The following is a 16,583-nucleotide window of genomic DNA, read 5'->3' on the forward strand; positions in this document are numbered from 1 at the left end:
GAAGTGAACGCCCAGGTTCGCAGGCTGCTGATGATCGGCGGTGCCGTGTTCGCGGTGGCGATGATCCTGCACATCCCGGCGGGGCCTGCCTTCGGCTGGGCTGGCCTGAATAGGCAAATCGCCATGCAAGGTGTGGCGGGCACGATCTGGTCCGGCTCTGCCAGCGCCGCGAGCATCAACGGGCCGGCCAATGGGTCGAAGCGAGGCGTGTACCTCGGGCGCTTGCGCTGGCAATTCCAGCCGCTTTCGCTCTTTCTGGGCCGCCTGGAGTATCTAGTGGAGGCGGATGGGCCTACCATCGCCGGCCTGCGCGGGCGGATCAGCCCCGCCAGCGGCGGCGCCGTGCGCCTAGTGGCCACGCGCGGGCGCGCGCGCATCGATGCGGTGGCACCCCTTCTTTCGGTCCCTATGCTGGGCGGACTGAGCGGCACCGTCGACTTCGAACTCGACCATGTGGTGCTCAATGGTAACGAGGGTGGCGGCTGGCCCGAACGAGCGGATGGGCGTTTACAGCTACGCACGGTGAGCGTTCCCTTGCTCGGCAGCGATTCGCTCGGCGACTTCGATCTGTCCTTCCACACGGAGCAGGCCACCGGTGACGTCCAGGTGGAGTACGCAGATACGCAAAGTGGACCGCTCGCCCTGCAGGGAACGGCCACCCTGCGTGCAGACGGTAGCCTGGATCGGGAGTGCGAATCACGTGCGCGGGCAGGCGCTAGCACTTCCCTAGCACAAGCTGCACCGCTGATCTGTAGCAACGATTTCTTCTAGTCCACTGCCTCCGTGGTGCCATCCCCAGGAGTGACCTCGCGCCACTCACCGAGCAAGGGGAAGTACACCCCGGCGCGGTGCTCGCGTTCCGTCTCCAGCATTTGCGCCAAACGTAAGGCCAGCTGCAGCTCACGACCTACGGTTTTCGTCTCACTGCGCAAAAACTGCTCCAGGCCGCCGCCTTGGTGCTCAGAAGTACGCAGCTCGATCAGCCAACGCACTTGACCGATAATGAAGCTTAGGTCAACGCGAGCGCTGACTGCTCTTCCTTCGAACCAGCCCGATAGGGCCCAACCCGCCTGAGTCTGCGAACCTCGCTCGCCGAGCGCCCACCGCCCCTGCGGATCCTCCAGAGTCGATCGAATCGCGGTCAACGCCCGACGCGCCGCGTCGAGCAACGGATCGGCCCTCAGCCCTGCCCTGTGTAGGGCATCTACGACGCGCCGGTTGAGCGCCGCCGCCTCGCCCGCCGGCGTCGGCAGCGGGCCCTCCGCGGCCGCCATGCGCGCGAGCACCCAGTGGACCACTCGCCCCACGTGGCGCGCCACCTCGCCCGCACCCTCGCGAGGCAGGAGCACCGACTCCTCCGTCACGGACGGGCGCGGCACCCGCACCACCTCGGGGACCGGCATGCGCTTTAAGGACCAGTCAGAGGGCAGCCGGTACAGCGCTTGGGGAGCCTGCGCCGTCGGCCGCACGGGCTGCGCTGAAGGAATCGCCTCGCACAGCGGGGACCACAGATCCGTCGCTCGAAGCCCCGGCTCCAACAGAGACAGCAAGGACCCGGGCGCGGGCCGGACGTGCTCATCGCTGCCAGCGGCGCTGCTGCTCGACGAGCGTAGCTCACCGGAAAGGTGTAGGGCCTCGCGCGCGCGCGTGAGCGCCACATACGCCAGTCGCAGCGCCTCGTCCCGGTCGAGCTGCCGCTCGCGGCCTCGCAGGTAATCACCTATCGGATCCGTCGCCCGCCGAGTGCCGATCGGCCCAACGAGCAGGCGATTGTGTTCGCCCGCCTCGGGGTCGATCTCACGCAGGGGCAGCTCAGCCACCTCGAGCAGGGCGCGCGGTGCCGCGCGGGGCGTGGCGCCCAGGCCAGGGACGACGACAACATCGAACTCCAGGCCCTTGGACTTGTGCATCGTCATTACCTGAAGTCGACCGTCTGCGCGCGGGTCGGGCTCCGCGTAGAGAGCCGTTAGGCCACGCTCCAGGGGCGCCAGATCGCGCAGGCGCCCCGTACGGTCCACCTGATCCAGCAGATCGAAGTAGCGGTGGACGTTGGCGAGGGCCTGCTCGCTGAGCAAGGTCGCCGCACCGCCCATGGCCGTCCACGCACCCTCGACGGAGTCGCGCAGGCTCGCGGTACCCCGCTGACGCCAGGAATCCGCCAGTACGCCTTTCACGCGCGATAGGCGCCTGCGGCCATCTTCGCTCAGGCGTGCTCGACCGCGCTGGTCGATCACACAGTCCCAAACGGTCCGCCCACGATCCTCCAACACCAAGGCGTGCAGGTCGTGTAGGGTCATCCCACACCAGGGAGCGCGCAATACGGTCAACCAGGCGGCACGGTCGCCGAGGTGCCAGAGCGCACGGGTTAAGGCATGTACATCACGCACCTCGAGCGCGTCGCGAAGAGGCTCGATATCCACACCCAAGTAGGGCAAGCGCGCCGCGCGTAGGGCGGGCAAGATCTGCGCGAGGTGATCTCGGGCCCTCACCAGTACCGCCACGGATCGACCAGCCACGCTGAGGGCCTCTCGAACGCGCTCGACCACCCACTGCGACTCGCCCTGCCTACTCCCCTCGCCACGCAAGGCTAATGTGATCGATGGTCCGACCTTCGCACCATCCCCTTCGCGCACCGGTTCGCTGGCTTCGAAGTGAACCTGCCCGGCCTCGTGACTTGCTTCGCCGTCCCGCTCGAGCGCTGCCATCGCCTCGTTGACCCACCGCACCAAGACCCCATCGGAGCGAAAGTTGCGGCGCAGCTGCAGCGAAGGCAGCACGAGATCCCCTACACCTTGGCGTTGCACCTGCGCGAACAACTGCACCTCAGCGTCCCGAAAGCGATAAATCGACTGCATCGGATCACCGACAAGAAACAACGTCCGGTCAGGGTCGCCCGGCGACCAGGCACCGGTGAGCCCCCGAAGCAGCGCGAGTTGAGGGTGGGAGGTGTCTTGAAACTCGTCGACGAGGATGTGGCGCACCTGCTCGTCCAAATCGAGCGCAATCGCGCTCGCATCTGCCTGCGCGCCAACACCCACCTGGGCCGACTCCCAGTCGAGGGCCCGTAGGGCGGCGTGCGACACTTCCGTGAAGTCGACCTCACCTCGATCGCCAAACACGATCTTCAGGTGCGCAACGGCTCGCGGCAGCAGCTGCATGAGCGCATCGACAAGACTCCATTGGGCATCGCTGTAGGTAGGTGCCGGCAAGCGGGCCAAGCCGTGGAGCTGCTGAACAAAACCCTCGTGGGACGCCATCGCGCGCAGCAGCTCCCGCATGCGCTCGCGTCGGTTCGCGCTGTGATTGTCACCCGCCCGAGGCGCAGGAAAGCCGATGCGTTTACTCACCTGGGCCCTCAACTCACCCTGGCGAGTCAGTAGCAGCTCGCGCACACCGCGCCAGACATCGAGGGACCGTGCCAAATCGCGCGACGCCGCGAGGTCGCGCAGACCCGCGCACGCCGTAATCGGCGAGTCACTACCCGCCCCCTTTAGCGCCTCACCAGCGACCGCCGCCAGGTATGTGAGCTCCGCCGCGTGCGCCGTTGGCAGCAACCGCGTGAGGCGTGCCAAATGCGCCTCACACACTGACTGTAGCCCCGACTCCAGTAGCTCTCGCCAAGCGACGCGCGCAAGGCCGGCGACACCGCCCACCACGTGGCGCAGCCAGCGATCGCGCACGGACAGCATGTGCGCTACGAGCACGATGGCACGCTCTTGATCACCGTCGAGATGCTCAAGCAAGCGCTGCTCTGGCGCCATCTCTTGCCCCGTCGTCTCACGCCCTGACCAACGATCGAACAAGGCGCGCGCCGCCTCGCCGTAAAGCACGTCCGGCCGCTCGCTGATCGCATCTATCCCCACCAAGCGCGCGCTCAGGGGGTGGCGGCTGGCGATGTGCATGCACAGAGCATCGATGGTCTGAATCCGCAAGCGGGCAGGCGTAAGCATCACACGCCAACCGCGCACGCGATCGCGTGAGACGACAGCGCTAGCGAGATCCCAGGTCTTGCGTGCATGGGGCTGGGACGGGGGCAGCGTGTGCTCTGCTCGATGCAAGGCGCCGAGAACTCGCTCGCGCATCTCCGCCGCCGCCTTCACTGTAAAGGTGATGGCAAGCACCTGTTCAGGTTGTTCGCAGCGTGCCAGCAGGGCCAAGAAACGCTGGATCAGCAGCTCCGTTTTGCCAGACCCCGCCGGAGCACGCACCACCCAAGAGCGTTCAGGGTCGATCGCCTGCGCCCGTGCCCGATGGTCAGCCTCGACCACCGTAGGATCTACGGGCCTGCTCACGGCTGCTCCTGTCGGTCGTCGGTGTTCGCCGCAAGGGGTGGCATCTCGCCTATCTCCTCGCTCGATGCACTCATGGCTGCACCGGGAATTCGGCACAAGCTAGTGAGCTCACAGTACTGACAGGTCGCGCTGCCACGCACGGGCGATACGCGGGCATCACCGCGTGCGAACTCATCGGCCAGGGAGGACAAGGTCGCGCGCCATTGAGCAAGTTGGTTGCTCCAGAGTGCGACTTTGTCGCCAGCTTCTGCGGGTGTTTCTAGGCCGGGCAGGACAGCCGCGTGCGCCCCCATTCCCACAAAGCGCTGCGCCCCCGCCGCGAGCACGGCGAATGCCACCGCGTCGGGCGACGGATCCAAAGCCAGGGCGTACAGCGGGAGCTGCGGCGCATCCGGCCGTGGGCCCTCCCATCGCCGTCGGGATGCGGCCTGCCCCGACTTGTAGTCGAGCACCAAGCGCCTACCGTCGCTCACTTCGTCCACGCGGTCGATACGCAACGAGAGACGCAACCCACCTAATATGAGCGTTTGTGTCTGCTCGATACCCACCACACGAAAGGGCTCGCGCTCCCCCTCACGCCTTAGCCAGTCGGCCAAGACGGCCGTCACCACTCGCCGCTCGACCTCCGCGAGCGCTGACGGCAGCTTAGCGTAGCCACGGCGATCCAGCGCAGCTCTCTCCAGGGATAGTGCCTCCCCTAGGGTGGATTCTAGTGCGTCACTCTCAAGCAATCGCGCCAATCCCGCCGAATCCTCGAGTACGGACCAAACCGCCGCCAGCGTCTCATGCAGCAGCACCCCTCGCCGCAATGCGCCGCGCTGCCCTGGATCCGGCAAGGCACCAGCGGCGAGTCTGGAACTTGCGAACGCTCGGAAGGGACACTCCGCCTGCATGGCGATGACGCTCGCGCCGCCACGCGCCTGCGGCTCCAGGCCTGGCAAAGTTGTCCCCTCGTCCGACGCAGCCGATGCGCCAAGCGCGGGGCCCCGTTCATCGAGGAAGGGTTCGAGCCGTGCGGCCGGCACCGGTAGCCGCGGACTTCTACGCAGGGCACCGTGGATCACCTCTGGGTCGGGTGCTAGCGCATGCATCATCGGGCTGGGCGCACGCACCTGCTCGCCCAGGCGCGCCGCACTCGAGACAACCACCTGCGCGGCGCCGCGCAAGGCATGGCGCAAGGTGCGATGAGCCTGTTGTCGCTGGCCGCTTGCGCTCGCTTGCGGTAGCCCTAGGTATCTCGCCAGCGAGACGCCCAACAGCGGCTGTGGTCGAGGCGGTGGCGGCCAGCTCAGAGCATCGAGCGACGGAATCCAAAGCGCATCTACATCGATTGCGAGCGCACTGCCCAAGGCGGCGACCAGCACGGGCGTATCGCCTTGCTCCGGCTGAAAGGGCGCTGCTTGGAGCAACCGCTGCAAGCGCATCAGGGCCTGCTCGGCACTGAGCTTGGGCATTAGGTGAGCTACCTCGGCCAAGCGACTCAGGGCCGTATTGAACTCATCAGCAGCCTGTTGCTGAAGTAGCGACTCCAGGCGGCCCGGCCATCGGAACGCTTGCAGCAGGGTCCGAAAGTGCGCCACCCATTCATCAATGCCCAAGGTCCGGGCACACGCGAGAGCCAACTGCGCCTGCTCGAGGGCCTGCTCCAGCAGGAGCGGACGACGTCCGCGGCGCCCGTACTGGCGCAGGAGCGATGGCAGCTCCCTCACCTCCACCTGACGCCATCCATGCTCGCGCAACCAGACGTCGAAGAGAGCCCGGGCAGCAGATTCCTGCTGGCCACCATCCACAGACGGCTCGTGCAGCAAGGATGAGAACTCATCGGCGGCAAGACGCTCGCGCACCAATTGAAGAACAGCCAGCGCCGAGCGCGCCAGCGGTTGGTCTGCCAATGGACCCTGCTGCGCAAAGCTCCAAGGTCTAGGCAGGGAGCTCATGCCAGGCAGCAGCGCGACCGGAACCAGCGCGTCGTCCAAGGCGCGCGCAATCCGCCGTCCTGCTTGGCTGTCGGGCGATACCCGCTGCGGTGGAGCGATCAGGATGGCGCCGCCGGCGTGGCGACGCAGAGCGTCGCGTACCCAGTCGCCGAGAGCGGAAAACTGAGAGGCGTCATCGGCGAAGCGAAGGTGGCGCAGACCTTCGCCGTCTACTGGCCGACGTCTCGGTTGGCAGGCGCGCACCCGCAGGCCACGATCAGCAAGGCTCCGTAGCAGGGAGCGCTCCGCGGGCCGCAGGGCGTCGAAGCCGAACATCAAGATGCTCCGTCCTCGGAGCGACACGCGAGCGACGGCCTGGCGCAAGGCACGGCCGGCCTGTGCCCGATCCACCCAACGCTGCTCTGCGAGTACAGCTTCGTAGCGGCGCGCCCAGCGCTGCAGGGCGGCGGGTTCGGGGCCAAAGCTAGCACCCTCGCTCAGTAGCAGATCGCGCGCGTTCCAGGCGTCGACGGTCTCCCAAGCGTCGACCGCCAGTCGGGCCAAGCGGGTTGCCTGCCCAGCATCATCATCCGGCCCGATCACCTGCTCCCAGATAAGCTCTTCGCGATAGCGATCGATGAACTCCCCCGGGTACCCCAAGGAACCGTCCCAAAGGAGGTACTCTTGCAGGCGGGCCAACCAACCTCCCCAACTCACGACGTCTGGGGTCGGCCAAACGGCGGCGGCGCGCGCTGTCGTCGCGCCGAGGGCCTCAGGGCGCTCCCTATGCTGAGCGCGCCAACGGGCATAACGTGCACGGAGGTGGCGTGCCGCCGTAGCGTTGGGCACAACGACTGTCGTGCCCTGATGAATTGCTTTGGTCAGCCGCGGGTCCATCGCGCTGTCGTCCTCAAGCCCGGCGTGCGCCCTTCCCTGGCGCCGCGCCTTAGTCAGCCGCTCGCCGCTGCAACACCAGCATTGCTAGCGGCGGTAGATTCAACCGAAGCACGCCCGGCACCGCCTCGCCATCGTCGGCGGTGAACGACGGCGTCTGTGCGGTGGCCGCACCCTCCTCCTGGCGCAACGCTGCGGCATGGACGATGGCCGCCTCGGTCGAGGCTCCCACGGGGGCCGATCCTCCGTAGGCCGCCGCATCGCTGTTGAGGACGATCTCGTATTCACCGCTCACGGGGACCGTCAGCCCATAATCGGCACGCTCAACGGGCGTGAAGTTAAACGCAAAGACCAGTGTAGGGGCATTGGCGAAGCGCTCCGGATCGGCCTCGCGTGCGAAGGCGTAGACGCTGTGCGCGTGGTCGTCGACGACCAGCCACTGAAAGCCCCTGGGGTCCGCATCCATGGACCAGCAAGCGGGCTGAGCCCGATAGAACTGGTTCAGCGTTCGAACGTAGTCGAGCAACGCTCGATGACCAGGTTGCTCGAGCATATGCCAATCGAGACTGCGCTCTTCTGACCATTCCCGCTCCTGACCGAACTCACTACCCATGAAAAGTAGCTGCTTGCCCGGATGCGCGAGCTGCCAGCCCAAGTACAGACGAACTTGGGCCAGGCGCCAGAACGCATCCCCCTGCATCTTGGAAACCAGCGACCGCTTGCCGTGTACAAACTCATCGTGGGACAAAGCGAGCAGGTAGTTCTCGCTGTAGGTGTAGACCATAGAGAAGGTGATCAAGTTCGCGTTCGCGGCACGGTGGACGGGATCGAGGGCCATGTAGCGTAAGGTGTCATTCATCCATCCCATGTTCCACTTGAAGCGGAAGCCGAGGCCGCCCTGATCCACGCCATGGGTTACGCCAGCAAAAGCCGTGGACTCCTCAGCGATCATCAAGGCATCTGGTCGGTAGCGGGAAACCGTCTCATTCAGTTCCTTGAGAAACTCGATCGCCTCGAGATTCTCTCGACCGCCATGCTTATTGCGGATCCACTGCCCTTCTTCGCGGTTGTAGTCGAGGTAGAGCATGGAGGCGACGGCGTCCACGCGAAGACCGTCCACATGGTACCGGTCTAACCAAAAGAGTGCGTTAGCGACAAGGAAGTTGCGCACCTGCGGGCTGCCGTAGTCAAACACCTTGGTGCCCCACTCGCGATGCTCCCCCACCCGCGGGTCCGCGTACTCGTAGAGGCTAGTGCCGTCGAAGCGGGCGAGCCCATGGGCATCACGGGGAAAGTGAGCAGGCACCCAATCGAGGATCACGCCAACTCCGGCGCGATGGCAGGCATCCACGAAGGACATGAAGTCCTGAGGCGATCCGTGGCGTGCCGTAGGTGCGTAGTAGCCAACCACCTGGTAACCCCACGAGGCATCGAGGGGGTGCTCGGCTACGCCCATGAGCTCGATATGGGTGTAACCAAGATCTGCGACGTAGGGGACCAACTCCTGTGCGAGTTCCCCCCAGGTGAACATGCGCTCTTCCTCCCCAGTGCCAATCCGCTTCCAGGACCCCGGATGCACCTCGTAGATGTTCATCGCTTCGCACCAGGGTCGTTCAGCCCGTCCCTGCACCCATTGCGCATCGCCCCAGGCGTAACCGTTCAGGTCGCTCACGATCGACGCGTTGGCCGGGCGAAGCTCCATGGCGAACCCCAGGGGGTCACACTTCATGTGCATCTCGCCATCAGCACCACGAACGGCGTACTTGTACATCTCGCCGGGTGAAACGCCGGGGATCCACAGCTCATGGACGCCCGCATTCTCCAGTCGATGCATGATGTGCTCTGCGCAATTCCAGCCGTTGAAATTGCCGACGACAGCAACCTGGCGCGCGTGGGGTGCCCAGACGGCAAAGTAGGTGCCCGCGACACCGTCGCGAACCCCGGGATGGGCGCCAAGCTTCTCGTAGAGTTCGTAGTGCTGGCCGATGCCGAACAGATAGCTGTCGAAGTCGCTGAGTCCTACCGGCATCGCTTCGCCTCGCAGCCTTGGCCATGTTCCCGGCGACAGCATGCCATCGCCGGCTCGTCCTGTCCTACAGCCAGCGCATCAGCCCCATCTCGAAGCGGTGCGTCAATAGGGGATGCCACGGGAAGATGCGGATGCGGTAGCACTGAAGCCCGGCCAAGGGGGGCTGGTAGTCCAAGCGGTAAGACATGAAACCCGCGCCCCCCCCAACGGCAGCGTCGAACTGCTGGCTCGCGTGTACTTGCAGCTCGCCCTCAGCGTCTTCCACACCGGTGACGCATTCCACCACGAGGTCCGAGGCATCGAGTTCACCCAGGGCGACCGTCACCTCGAGGGGCAGGGTGTCGCCCTCGCCGATCGCCGACGGCTGAGCCGACTCCATCGTTGCACTGACGGTGGGCCAGGCGCGCTCGATGCGAGACCGCCACTCCGCCAGACGACGTGCCCAGAGGAAATGCTCCCCGTCTAAGCGGCGGCGCTGAGCGGCCGCCGGACCGTAGAACCCTCGTAGGTAGTCCTCGAGCATCCGCTGAGCGTTGAAGCGAGGCAGTATGCTGGCCATGGACGCCTTCGTGACCGCCACCCAATCGTCCGAATAACCGTGCTCTTCACGCTTGAAATAGAGCGGGATGATCTGATGCTCTAGCAAGTCGAGCATCTCTTGACTCTCGACCACATCGCGCGTTTGCGGATCGTCTTCGGGACCATGGGCGGCCACCGCAAAGCCGTTCTCGCCGTTGTAACCCTCGCCCCACCAGCCGTCTAGGATGCTGAGGTTCACGGCGCCATTCATCGCCGCTTTTTGACCCGAGGTGCCGCTGGCCTCCATCGGGTACTCGGGCGTGTTCAGCCACACATCCACACCGGGGTAGAGGGTGCGAGCGAGGGACAGATCGTAGTTCTCGAGAAGCAGTAGGCGACCCAGAAACTCCGGTCGCTTGGAGATGGCGTGCACCTGGCGAATGAGATCCTGCCCGGGTACATCCGACGGATGCGCCTTCCCGGCGAACACCAGGATCACCGGTCGCGCCTCATCGTTCAGCAACCGAGCCAGGCGATCGAGGTCGCGCAGCAAGAGGGTCGCCCGCTTGTAGGTTGCGAAACGACGGGCGAAGCCGAGCACCAGCACGTCGCGATCGGCGGGGCGCAGTTGCGCCGTCAGGCGGGCGATCTGCGGCTCGCTGGCACCGTGGCGCTTGGCCTGAATCGTCACCCGATGCGCCATGTCCTCGAGCAGGCGCGCCTTGAGCGACTGAGTGATACTCCAGAAACTGTGATTGGGGATCTTGGCCGGCACTTCAGCCCAATACTCGGCGTTGCTAAGTTCGTTCCGCCAACCACCGCCGAGCATCACGTCGAAGTGGGCGCTCCAGTCTTCGGCGAGGAAGGTCGGCAGGTGCACGCCGTTCGTCACGTAGGCGATCGGGTTTTCCTCAGGCGGCACCTCAGGCCAGATGTACTGTTCCATCTGGGAGACCACGCCACCGTGGATGCGACTCACGCCGTTGCGAAAGCGCGAGCCGCGCAGCCCCAGCGCCGTCATGTTGAAGCTATTTGGATGATTAGGGGCCGCACCGAGAGCTAACAGTTGCGGCAGCTCGAGACCCAGTGCCTCGGCGAATGGCGTGAAGTACTCGGCCATCATCCCGTGGTCGAACACATCGTGGCCGGCGGGCACGGGAGTATGCGTAGTGAACACGGTGCCAGCCGCCACCGACTCGACAGCTGTCTCGAAATCCAGGCCCTCGCCCGCAACCCGTTCACGACAGCGCTCCAGAATCTGGAAGGCCGCATGGCCCTCGTTGATGTGCCAGACCGTCGGGCGCAAGCCGAGTGCACGCATCGCGCGCACGCCACCGATGCCGAGCACGATCTCCTGCTGGATTCGGGTAGTGCGGTCCCCACCGTAGAGCTGATAGGAAATCCGCCGATCCTGCTCGCTGTTCTCCTCCACATCCGTGTCCAGCAAATACAGGCTGATGTGACCGCAGCGGGCGCGCCAAATGCGCAGCGCGATCTCCCGCCCGGGTAGGCTCACGCTGGTGCGCAGCTCCTGACCTTCCTCGCCTCGGCATATCTCGAGCGGTACATCTGCGTAGTCGGTTGGCCGGTAGCGGGCCACCTGGTTGCCGTGCGCATCGATCTCCTGCGAGAAGAAACCCAGGCGGTAGAGCATGCCGATAGCCACGAAAGGCACGCCCATGTCGCTGGCTGCTTTACAATGGTCCCCGGCCAGGACGCCGAGCCCACCCGAGTAGAGCGGGAAGCTCTCGTGGATGCCGTACTCGAAGCAGGAGTAGGCCACCAAATCCTGCTCTGGATCGAGCGTGTCGGTAACCTGTGGCGCACGGGCAGACTCGCGGTAGCTATCGTAGGCCGACAGGACGCGAGTGTACTCGCGCATGTAAACGCGATCGGCCGCCGCCCCATCGAGGCGTGCCTGCGCCACGCGACGCAGGAACACCCGGGGCGTGTGTCCGCAGTCGTTCCATAGCTGCGGGTCCAGGCGCGCATACAGGGCGCGCACCGACGGATCCCAGCTGTAGTAGAGATCGTTGGCCAGCTCGTCCAAACGGGCGAGCGAATCCGGTAACCGAGGGCGAACCTCGAGGTAAAAGCTAGTGCCTGGCATGGAGTCCTCGAATCAGGGCAGTCGACGCGGCGCTGATTTTCTGTGAAGCCGCAATTCGGGCAGCAACGATACTCGCAGCAGCCCCCGAATGACAGCCACCAGGCCCGGCCGAGAGCACCAAGTTGGCGCGCTCCGGGTGGGCCGGCTCAAGGGACTGACAAGATGCCTGAGCATGATGGATTTATGGTCTACGGCGCCTACGGCTACACGGGCGAGTTGATCGCCAGACGCTGTGTCGAACGCGGCTTACGGCCCCTACTCGGCGGGCGCGACAGCGCACGCCTGTGCGCCCTCGCCGCCGCTCTACGGCTACCTGCCCGAACCTGCGCCCTCGAGGGCCCAGGACTGCCCGACGCCCTGCAGGGCGTGCAGCTGGTACTGCACTGTGCGGGACCGTTTTCAGCCACTGCACGACCAATGCTCGAGGCGGCGCTGTCGGTCGGCGCCCACTACCTGGACATCACGGGCGAGGTCGCCGTATTTGAACTTGCCTTGGCGATGGATGCGCGCGCTCGCGAGGCCGGCGTCGTCGTGTGCCCGGGCGTGGGTTTCGACGTGGTCCCCACAGACTGCATCGCCATGACCCTTGCCGCTGCCTTGCCTAGCGCCAGTCGCCTGTCGCTCGCCTTCGATACGCGATCCCGCTTGAGCCCGGGGACGACGAAGACCTCCATCGAGGGCCTGGTGGCGGGCGGGCGCGCGCGCGTCGATGGCAGGTTGATCCGCGAACCCCTGGCCCATCGCTCGCGTTCCATCGACTTCGGCGCCGGCGAGAAGCTCGCTATGGCGATCACCTGGGGCGACCTAGTGACGGCTTGGCACAGCACGGGCATACCAAATGTCGATGTCTACGTGCCGATCTCTCCGCGGGCCCTGCGGCGCCTGCGACAACTCAGGATGCTCAGTCCCCTGCTCCACCTTCCCGGCGCCCTCTGGGCAGCGAAGGAAGTGGCGGGTCAGCGGGTTCACGGACCCGATTCGCCGGCGCGGGCAGCCCACGGGACCGCGCTTTGGGGCGAGGTGGCGGAGTCGGAACCTGGCGGCGCGCGCAAGATTGCTCGCCTGAGCACTGCCAACGGCTACGAGGTCACGATCGAGGCGGCGCTGGCCATCGCCCAGCACGTCCTGCAGGTGCGCCCCAGCGGCGGTTACTACACGCCGGGTCAGCTCATGGGTGCAGAGTTCGTCAGCGAACTGCCGGGATCGAGTGCGATCGTGGTGACGGACCCCTAGGCGATGTTTAGCCAGCGACGGTAGTCCGCGTAGCGCTCCGCCTCCTGGTGCGGATTCAGCCCGAAGCCCTCTAGGGAATAGCGGTGGCGCCCGTGACGCCCCTGGGGATTGGACGCTAGGTACCCCTGCATGCGCTCTCTGGCGAGATCGCCGAGCGACAGACCCGCGTGGGCATAGAGGTCTGCGATCACTCCCATGGGGTCGGCCAGGAGTCGTGAGTAGTGCAGATCCAGGACGCGCTGATCGAGGCTCGCGTCTGCCTGGCGCCGGGCCATGGTCCGGGCGAGCGCTCGCCCCCAACGATTACTCCAATCGACGGCTACCTCCTGCACATCCACCTGCTGGCTGAACGCCTTGCGCAAGATCACCCCATGGCTGCTGATCGACGCCACCACCTCCAGTGGGTCGCGGTGAGTCTGCACGAGCACGGCATCTGGGTAGACTGCTAACAAGGCGTCGAGCGCGAACAGGTGACCGGGTGCCTTTAAGACCCAGGGCCTGGGCGCGAAGGGGCCGGAACCGGCCGCCTCACGATCCTCCGCCTGCAGGTGCTGGAGGAATCGGCGATGGAAGGCATAGGCCGGGACTTGATCGCTACCCTCCAGCCAGTTCTGATACCCGGGCAACCGATGGGTCGTGTGAAACTCGATGCTCTGCAAGGTGTAGGCGGTGATCGCGATGCACTCCTGCGGCAAGCTGGCGCTCACCTCGTGCACGGTGCGAAAGGCCGGTGCCAAACGGTGCACCCACTGCAGGCGCTTCGCCACGGCCGCGCGACGCGCTCCTCGCGACAGGGCGCCCGGCTGCGGGGTGGGCATCATCACCTCGAAAGTCCAAGGCACGCGCACCTGCGGATCTTGCGCGATCAAGTTGTGCAGCAAGGTGGTGCCAGTACGCGGCAATCCGAAGATGAAGACGGGACGCTCGACCGGCTCCAGCGCGCCTACGTTCCGCGGTTGGTGCCAGCGCCCGGTGAGGCGTAGGCGCGCGGCAAGCAGTTCTAGCAGGTGCTCGCGCATCGCCGTGCGGCCGGTCTGGCTGGCGTGGGACTCGGCGAGGAAGTCCTCGCTCAGGCGCCGCAGGGGCTCGTCGAGCGGCGGCGCGCCAAAGTCGTAGCTTCCAATAGCCCGTCGGCGGGCCCCTTGTCGCAGTGCTTCCGGTCGGAACGCCTGATCGCCGCGCAACCCGATGGCAGACGCCGCGGCGCCCAACCCGTTGTAGGCGCCGACATACCAAGGACCTTGGTCGAAATGGGCCGACTCACTCATGCACCAGGCTCTCCCGTCGCGATCGAAGATGCCCAGCCCACGTGGGCCGGGAGCTGGCGGGGCAGATCCAGCGAGGGGCGCACCATACCGTGGCCGAATTACTTCGGCAATCAGCGTCTTGCAGCATACTGCGGTGCACCTCTCAGGCGACCGCAGCTTGTGGTGCAGAGCAGCAAGTTAGCATGGCGTTGGGGGCCGCAGGTGTGGTACTTTCGCGGCCGCACTGCGCAGAAGATCCCGCCCACGCGCGTCGTTTCGCGCCCGATCGAACCGAGCGAGCATCCGTCGTACATGTCCAGTGGTACCGAGACCGGTCAACTCAGGAGCAATTCCACCGCCGGAGTCACGTCGGCTACCACCGCCCCCTCCTCGGCCCCCAAGACCCGATCGACGCAGCAGCACGTGGCGTATCAGGATCAAGTGCTGCCGGAGGTTTCGCGCACCTTCGCCCTGACCATTCCACAGCTACCGGGCGACCTGCGCACGGTGGTGACAAACGCCTACCTGCTGTGCCGAATCGCCGACACGATCGAGGACGACGGCGGGCTCAGCGTCGCTGCCAAGCACGCGCTGCACGAGCAGTTCATCGAGGTTATCGCAGGCACCCGCAACGCGCGCACATTCAGCGACGAGGTGGTGCCGATGGTGAGCAAGGACATGCTGGCGGCGGAGATCGAACTGATCGCCCACACCGATCGGGTGGTGGCGGTAACACACAGCTTCAACGCCTCACAGCGTGCGGCCCTCGAGCGCTGCGTGACGATTATGTGCGAGGGCATGCCGCGCTTTCAGAACCACAAGAGCCTGCGTGGCCTCAGGGACCTCGAAGAGCTCAACGAATACTGCTACTACGTGGCCGGCGTCGTCGGCGAGATGCTAACCGAACTGTTCATCGACTACTCCCCGGCTATCGCCGAGCGAGGCGACGACATGCGCCGCTTGGCGATCTGCTTCGGTCAGGGGCTACAGATGACGAACATCCTAAAGGACGTCTGGGAAGACCGTCGCACGGACACCTGTTGGTTGCCAAGGGATGTGTTCGACGCGCTGGGCTTCGACCTGGCAGACCTGACCCCGGGCAAGCACGTGGCCGCGTTTGGCGAGGGCATGCGCGAGCTCATCGGCGTGGCCCACAGCCACCTGCGGCGGGCACTCGAATACACCCTGCTGATCCCCGCCAGTGAGCGGGGCTTGCGTCGCTTCTGCCTGTGGGCCATTGGCTTGGCCATCTTCACCCTACGCAAGGTCAACAGCAACCCGGCCTTCAACCGGGGCCAGGAAGTGAAGGTCTCGCGCAACACGGTGCGAGCGACGGTGTTGGTGGGCTCCCTTGCCGCCGGCAGCGACGGAGCCATCCGTTTCCTGTTCGATCGGATCGCCCAAGGCCTTCCACTCGCGCCGATGGGTGAGCCGCTGACAGCGCCCACGAGCGCGAACGCGTAAGGCACCGTGGCGAGTCGTGACGGCCGGGCACCCGCCGCGGCCGCCCGGGAGGGCGCCGAGTCGCCAACGCGCACTGCCATCACCCCGCAAGCCCTCACCCTGCTGTGCGCCCTGCCTCGCGAAGCCGCAGCACTGTGCAACGCGCGCCTGTCGATCGGACGATCCCAGCCCCTTGCCGACCAGATCGCGATCTTTGTGAGCGGCCCGGGACCTGACGCCGCGCGAGACGCCGTCACCGCCCTTGGCCGCTCGACAGACGGCACGCCAGCCCTGCTCGGCTTCGGCGTGGCCGGTGCCCTGACACCCGATCTGGTTGCTGGCGATGTGCTCCTCGCAAGCGAGTTGATCGATGATAGCTGCTCCCAGGTCCTGGCCCTAGATCCGCCGCCATCCTCGTTCCGCGATCGACTGCAGGATGGTGGGTTGAGGCTCCGTACCGGCACACTCGTCAGCACGGACACGGTGGTCAGCACCCCGCAGGCCAAGAACGCCCTGCGCGAGCGATGGCGCGCCGCTAGCGCCGTTGACATGGAGAGCGCTGCCTACGCCCGCGAGGCCCAGCGTCTGGGCATGCCTTTCTCCACCTTTCGCGTCATCATCGACGAGGCCGACATGGCCATTCCGCGGGCGGCCGCCTCCAGCCTGGGTGCCGATGGTGAGACCCACTTGCCTACCCTGTTGCTCAGGCTGCTTCGAGATCCTGCTCAACTGCCAGCGCTCATGCGCCTCGGCCGGGCCTGGCGGCGCGCCCAGGCGAGCCTGCACGCCTGTGGTCGACTGCTCAGCGAGCCTGGCCACCCTTAGCCGCACGCCATGGCCACGTCCTCCCACAGTGATCCGTTCTCACCTAACAACGCGCTAGGGCGTGGGCTCGCACGT

Annotated in this window: 9 protein-coding genes; 4 read left to right on the plus strand and 5 right to left on the minus strand. The window is 65.9% G+C overall.

Annotated features, from left to right (window positions below; all coding sequences use genetic code 11):
• Positions 1-3: 3 nt before the first annotated feature.
• Positions 4-771: a type II secretion system protein N gene (gene gspN, locus AAGA68_07885; GenBank protein ID MEM9384968.1), complete on the plus strand. Its 768-nt coding sequence runs from the start codon at positions 4-6 to the stop codon at positions 769-771.
• Here the strand turns inward: gspN and AAGA68_07890 are convergent.
• The 4 genes from AAGA68_07890 to glgP all read right to left on the minus strand — a co-directional run bounded on the left by AAGA68_07890 (position 768) and on the right by glgP (position 11,760).
• Entirely contained in the window at positions 768-4,292 is a 3,525-nt protein-coding gene (locus AAGA68_07890) for a UvrD-helicase domain-containing protein (GenBank protein MEM9384969.1), read from the minus strand. The genes gspN and AAGA68_07890 overlap by 4 nt on opposite strands.
• A complete protein-coding gene (locus AAGA68_07895; protein ID MEM9384970.1) occupies positions 4,289-7,105 on the minus strand; it encodes a PD-(D/E)XK nuclease family protein in 2,817 nt (938 codons plus the stop codon). Before AAGA68_07895 ends, AAGA68_07890 begins: the two co-directional genes overlap by 4 nt.
• Positions 7,106-7,154: 49 nt before the next feature.
• Entirely contained in the window at positions 7,155-9,131 is a 1,977-nt protein-coding gene (gene glgB, locus AAGA68_07900; GenBank protein MEM9384971.1) for a 1,4-alpha-glucan branching protein GlgB, read from the minus strand.
• Between the two features lie 64 nt (positions 9,132-9,195).
• Entirely contained in the window at positions 9,196-11,760 is a 2,565-nt protein-coding gene (gene glgP / locus AAGA68_07905) for an alpha-glucan family phosphorylase (GenBank protein MEM9384972.1), read from the minus strand.
• Positions 11,761-11,922: 162 nt separating this feature from the next.
• Between glgP and AAGA68_07910 the strand changes: the two genes are divergently transcribed.
• On the plus strand, positions 11,923-12,993 hold the full coding sequence (locus AAGA68_07910; protein MEM9384973.1) for a saccharopine dehydrogenase NADP-binding domain-containing protein: 1,071 nt from the start codon (positions 11,923-11,925) through the stop codon (positions 12,991-12,993).
• Here AAGA68_07910 and AAGA68_07915 read toward each other — a convergent pair.
• A complete protein-coding gene (locus tag AAGA68_07915) occupies positions 12,990-14,261 on the minus strand; it encodes a sulfotransferase (GenBank protein MEM9384974.1) in 1,272 nt (423 codons plus the stop codon). The two genes, AAGA68_07910 and AAGA68_07915, sit on opposite strands and share 4 nt — an antisense overlap.
• A gap of 291 nt (positions 14,262-14,552) precedes the next feature.
• On the opposite strand from AAGA68_07915, the gene AAGA68_07920 reads away from it, so the two are divergent.
• Both AAGA68_07920 and AAGA68_07925 read left to right on the plus strand, forming a co-directional pair.
• Positions 14,553-15,704, plus strand: a complete 1,152-nt coding sequence (locus AAGA68_07920) for a phytoene/squalene synthase family protein (GenBank protein MEM9384975.1) — start codon at positions 14,553-14,555, stop codon at positions 15,702-15,704.
• A gap of 6 nt (positions 15,705-15,710) precedes the next feature.
• Positions 15,711-16,508, plus strand: a complete 798-nt coding sequence (locus AAGA68_07925) for a purine and other phosphorylase-like protein, family 1 (protein MEM9384976.1) — start codon at positions 15,711-15,713, stop codon at positions 16,506-16,508.
• Positions 16,509-16,583: the final 75 nt, after the last annotated feature.

The sequence above is a fragment of the Pseudomonadota bacterium genome, assembly GCA_039193195.1.
In the GTDB taxonomy this organism is placed as follows: Bacteria; Pseudomonadota; Gammaproteobacteria; order Steroidobacterales; family JBCBZW01; genus JBCBZW01.

What these genes read in the sequence shown, in the direction of transcription:
- AAGA68_07895 (MEM9384970.1), bottom strand. Translation starts at nt 7,105, where the DNA reads ATGGACCCGCGGCTGACCAAAGCAATTCATCAGGGCACGACAGTCGTT.
- glgB (MEM9384971.1), bottom strand. Translation starts at nt 9,131, where the DNA reads ATGCCGGTAGGACTCAGCGACTTCGACAGCTATCTGTTCGGCATCGGC.
- glgP (MEM9384972.1), bottom strand. Translation starts at nt 11,760, where the DNA reads ATGCCAGGCACTAGCTTTTACCTCGAGGTTCGCCCTCGGTTACCGGAT.
- AAGA68_07910 (MEM9384973.1), top strand. Translation starts at nt 11,923, where the DNA reads ATGCCTGAGCATGATGGATTTATGGTCTACGGCGCCTACGGCTACACG.
- AAGA68_07915 (MEM9384974.1), bottom strand. Translation starts at nt 14,261, where the DNA reads ATGAGTGAGTCGGCCCATTTCGACCAAGGTCCTTGGTATGTCGGCGCC.
- AAGA68_07920 (MEM9384975.1), top strand. Translation starts at nt 14,553, where the DNA reads ATGTCCAGTGGTACCGAGACCGGTCAACTCAGGAGCAATTCCACCGCC.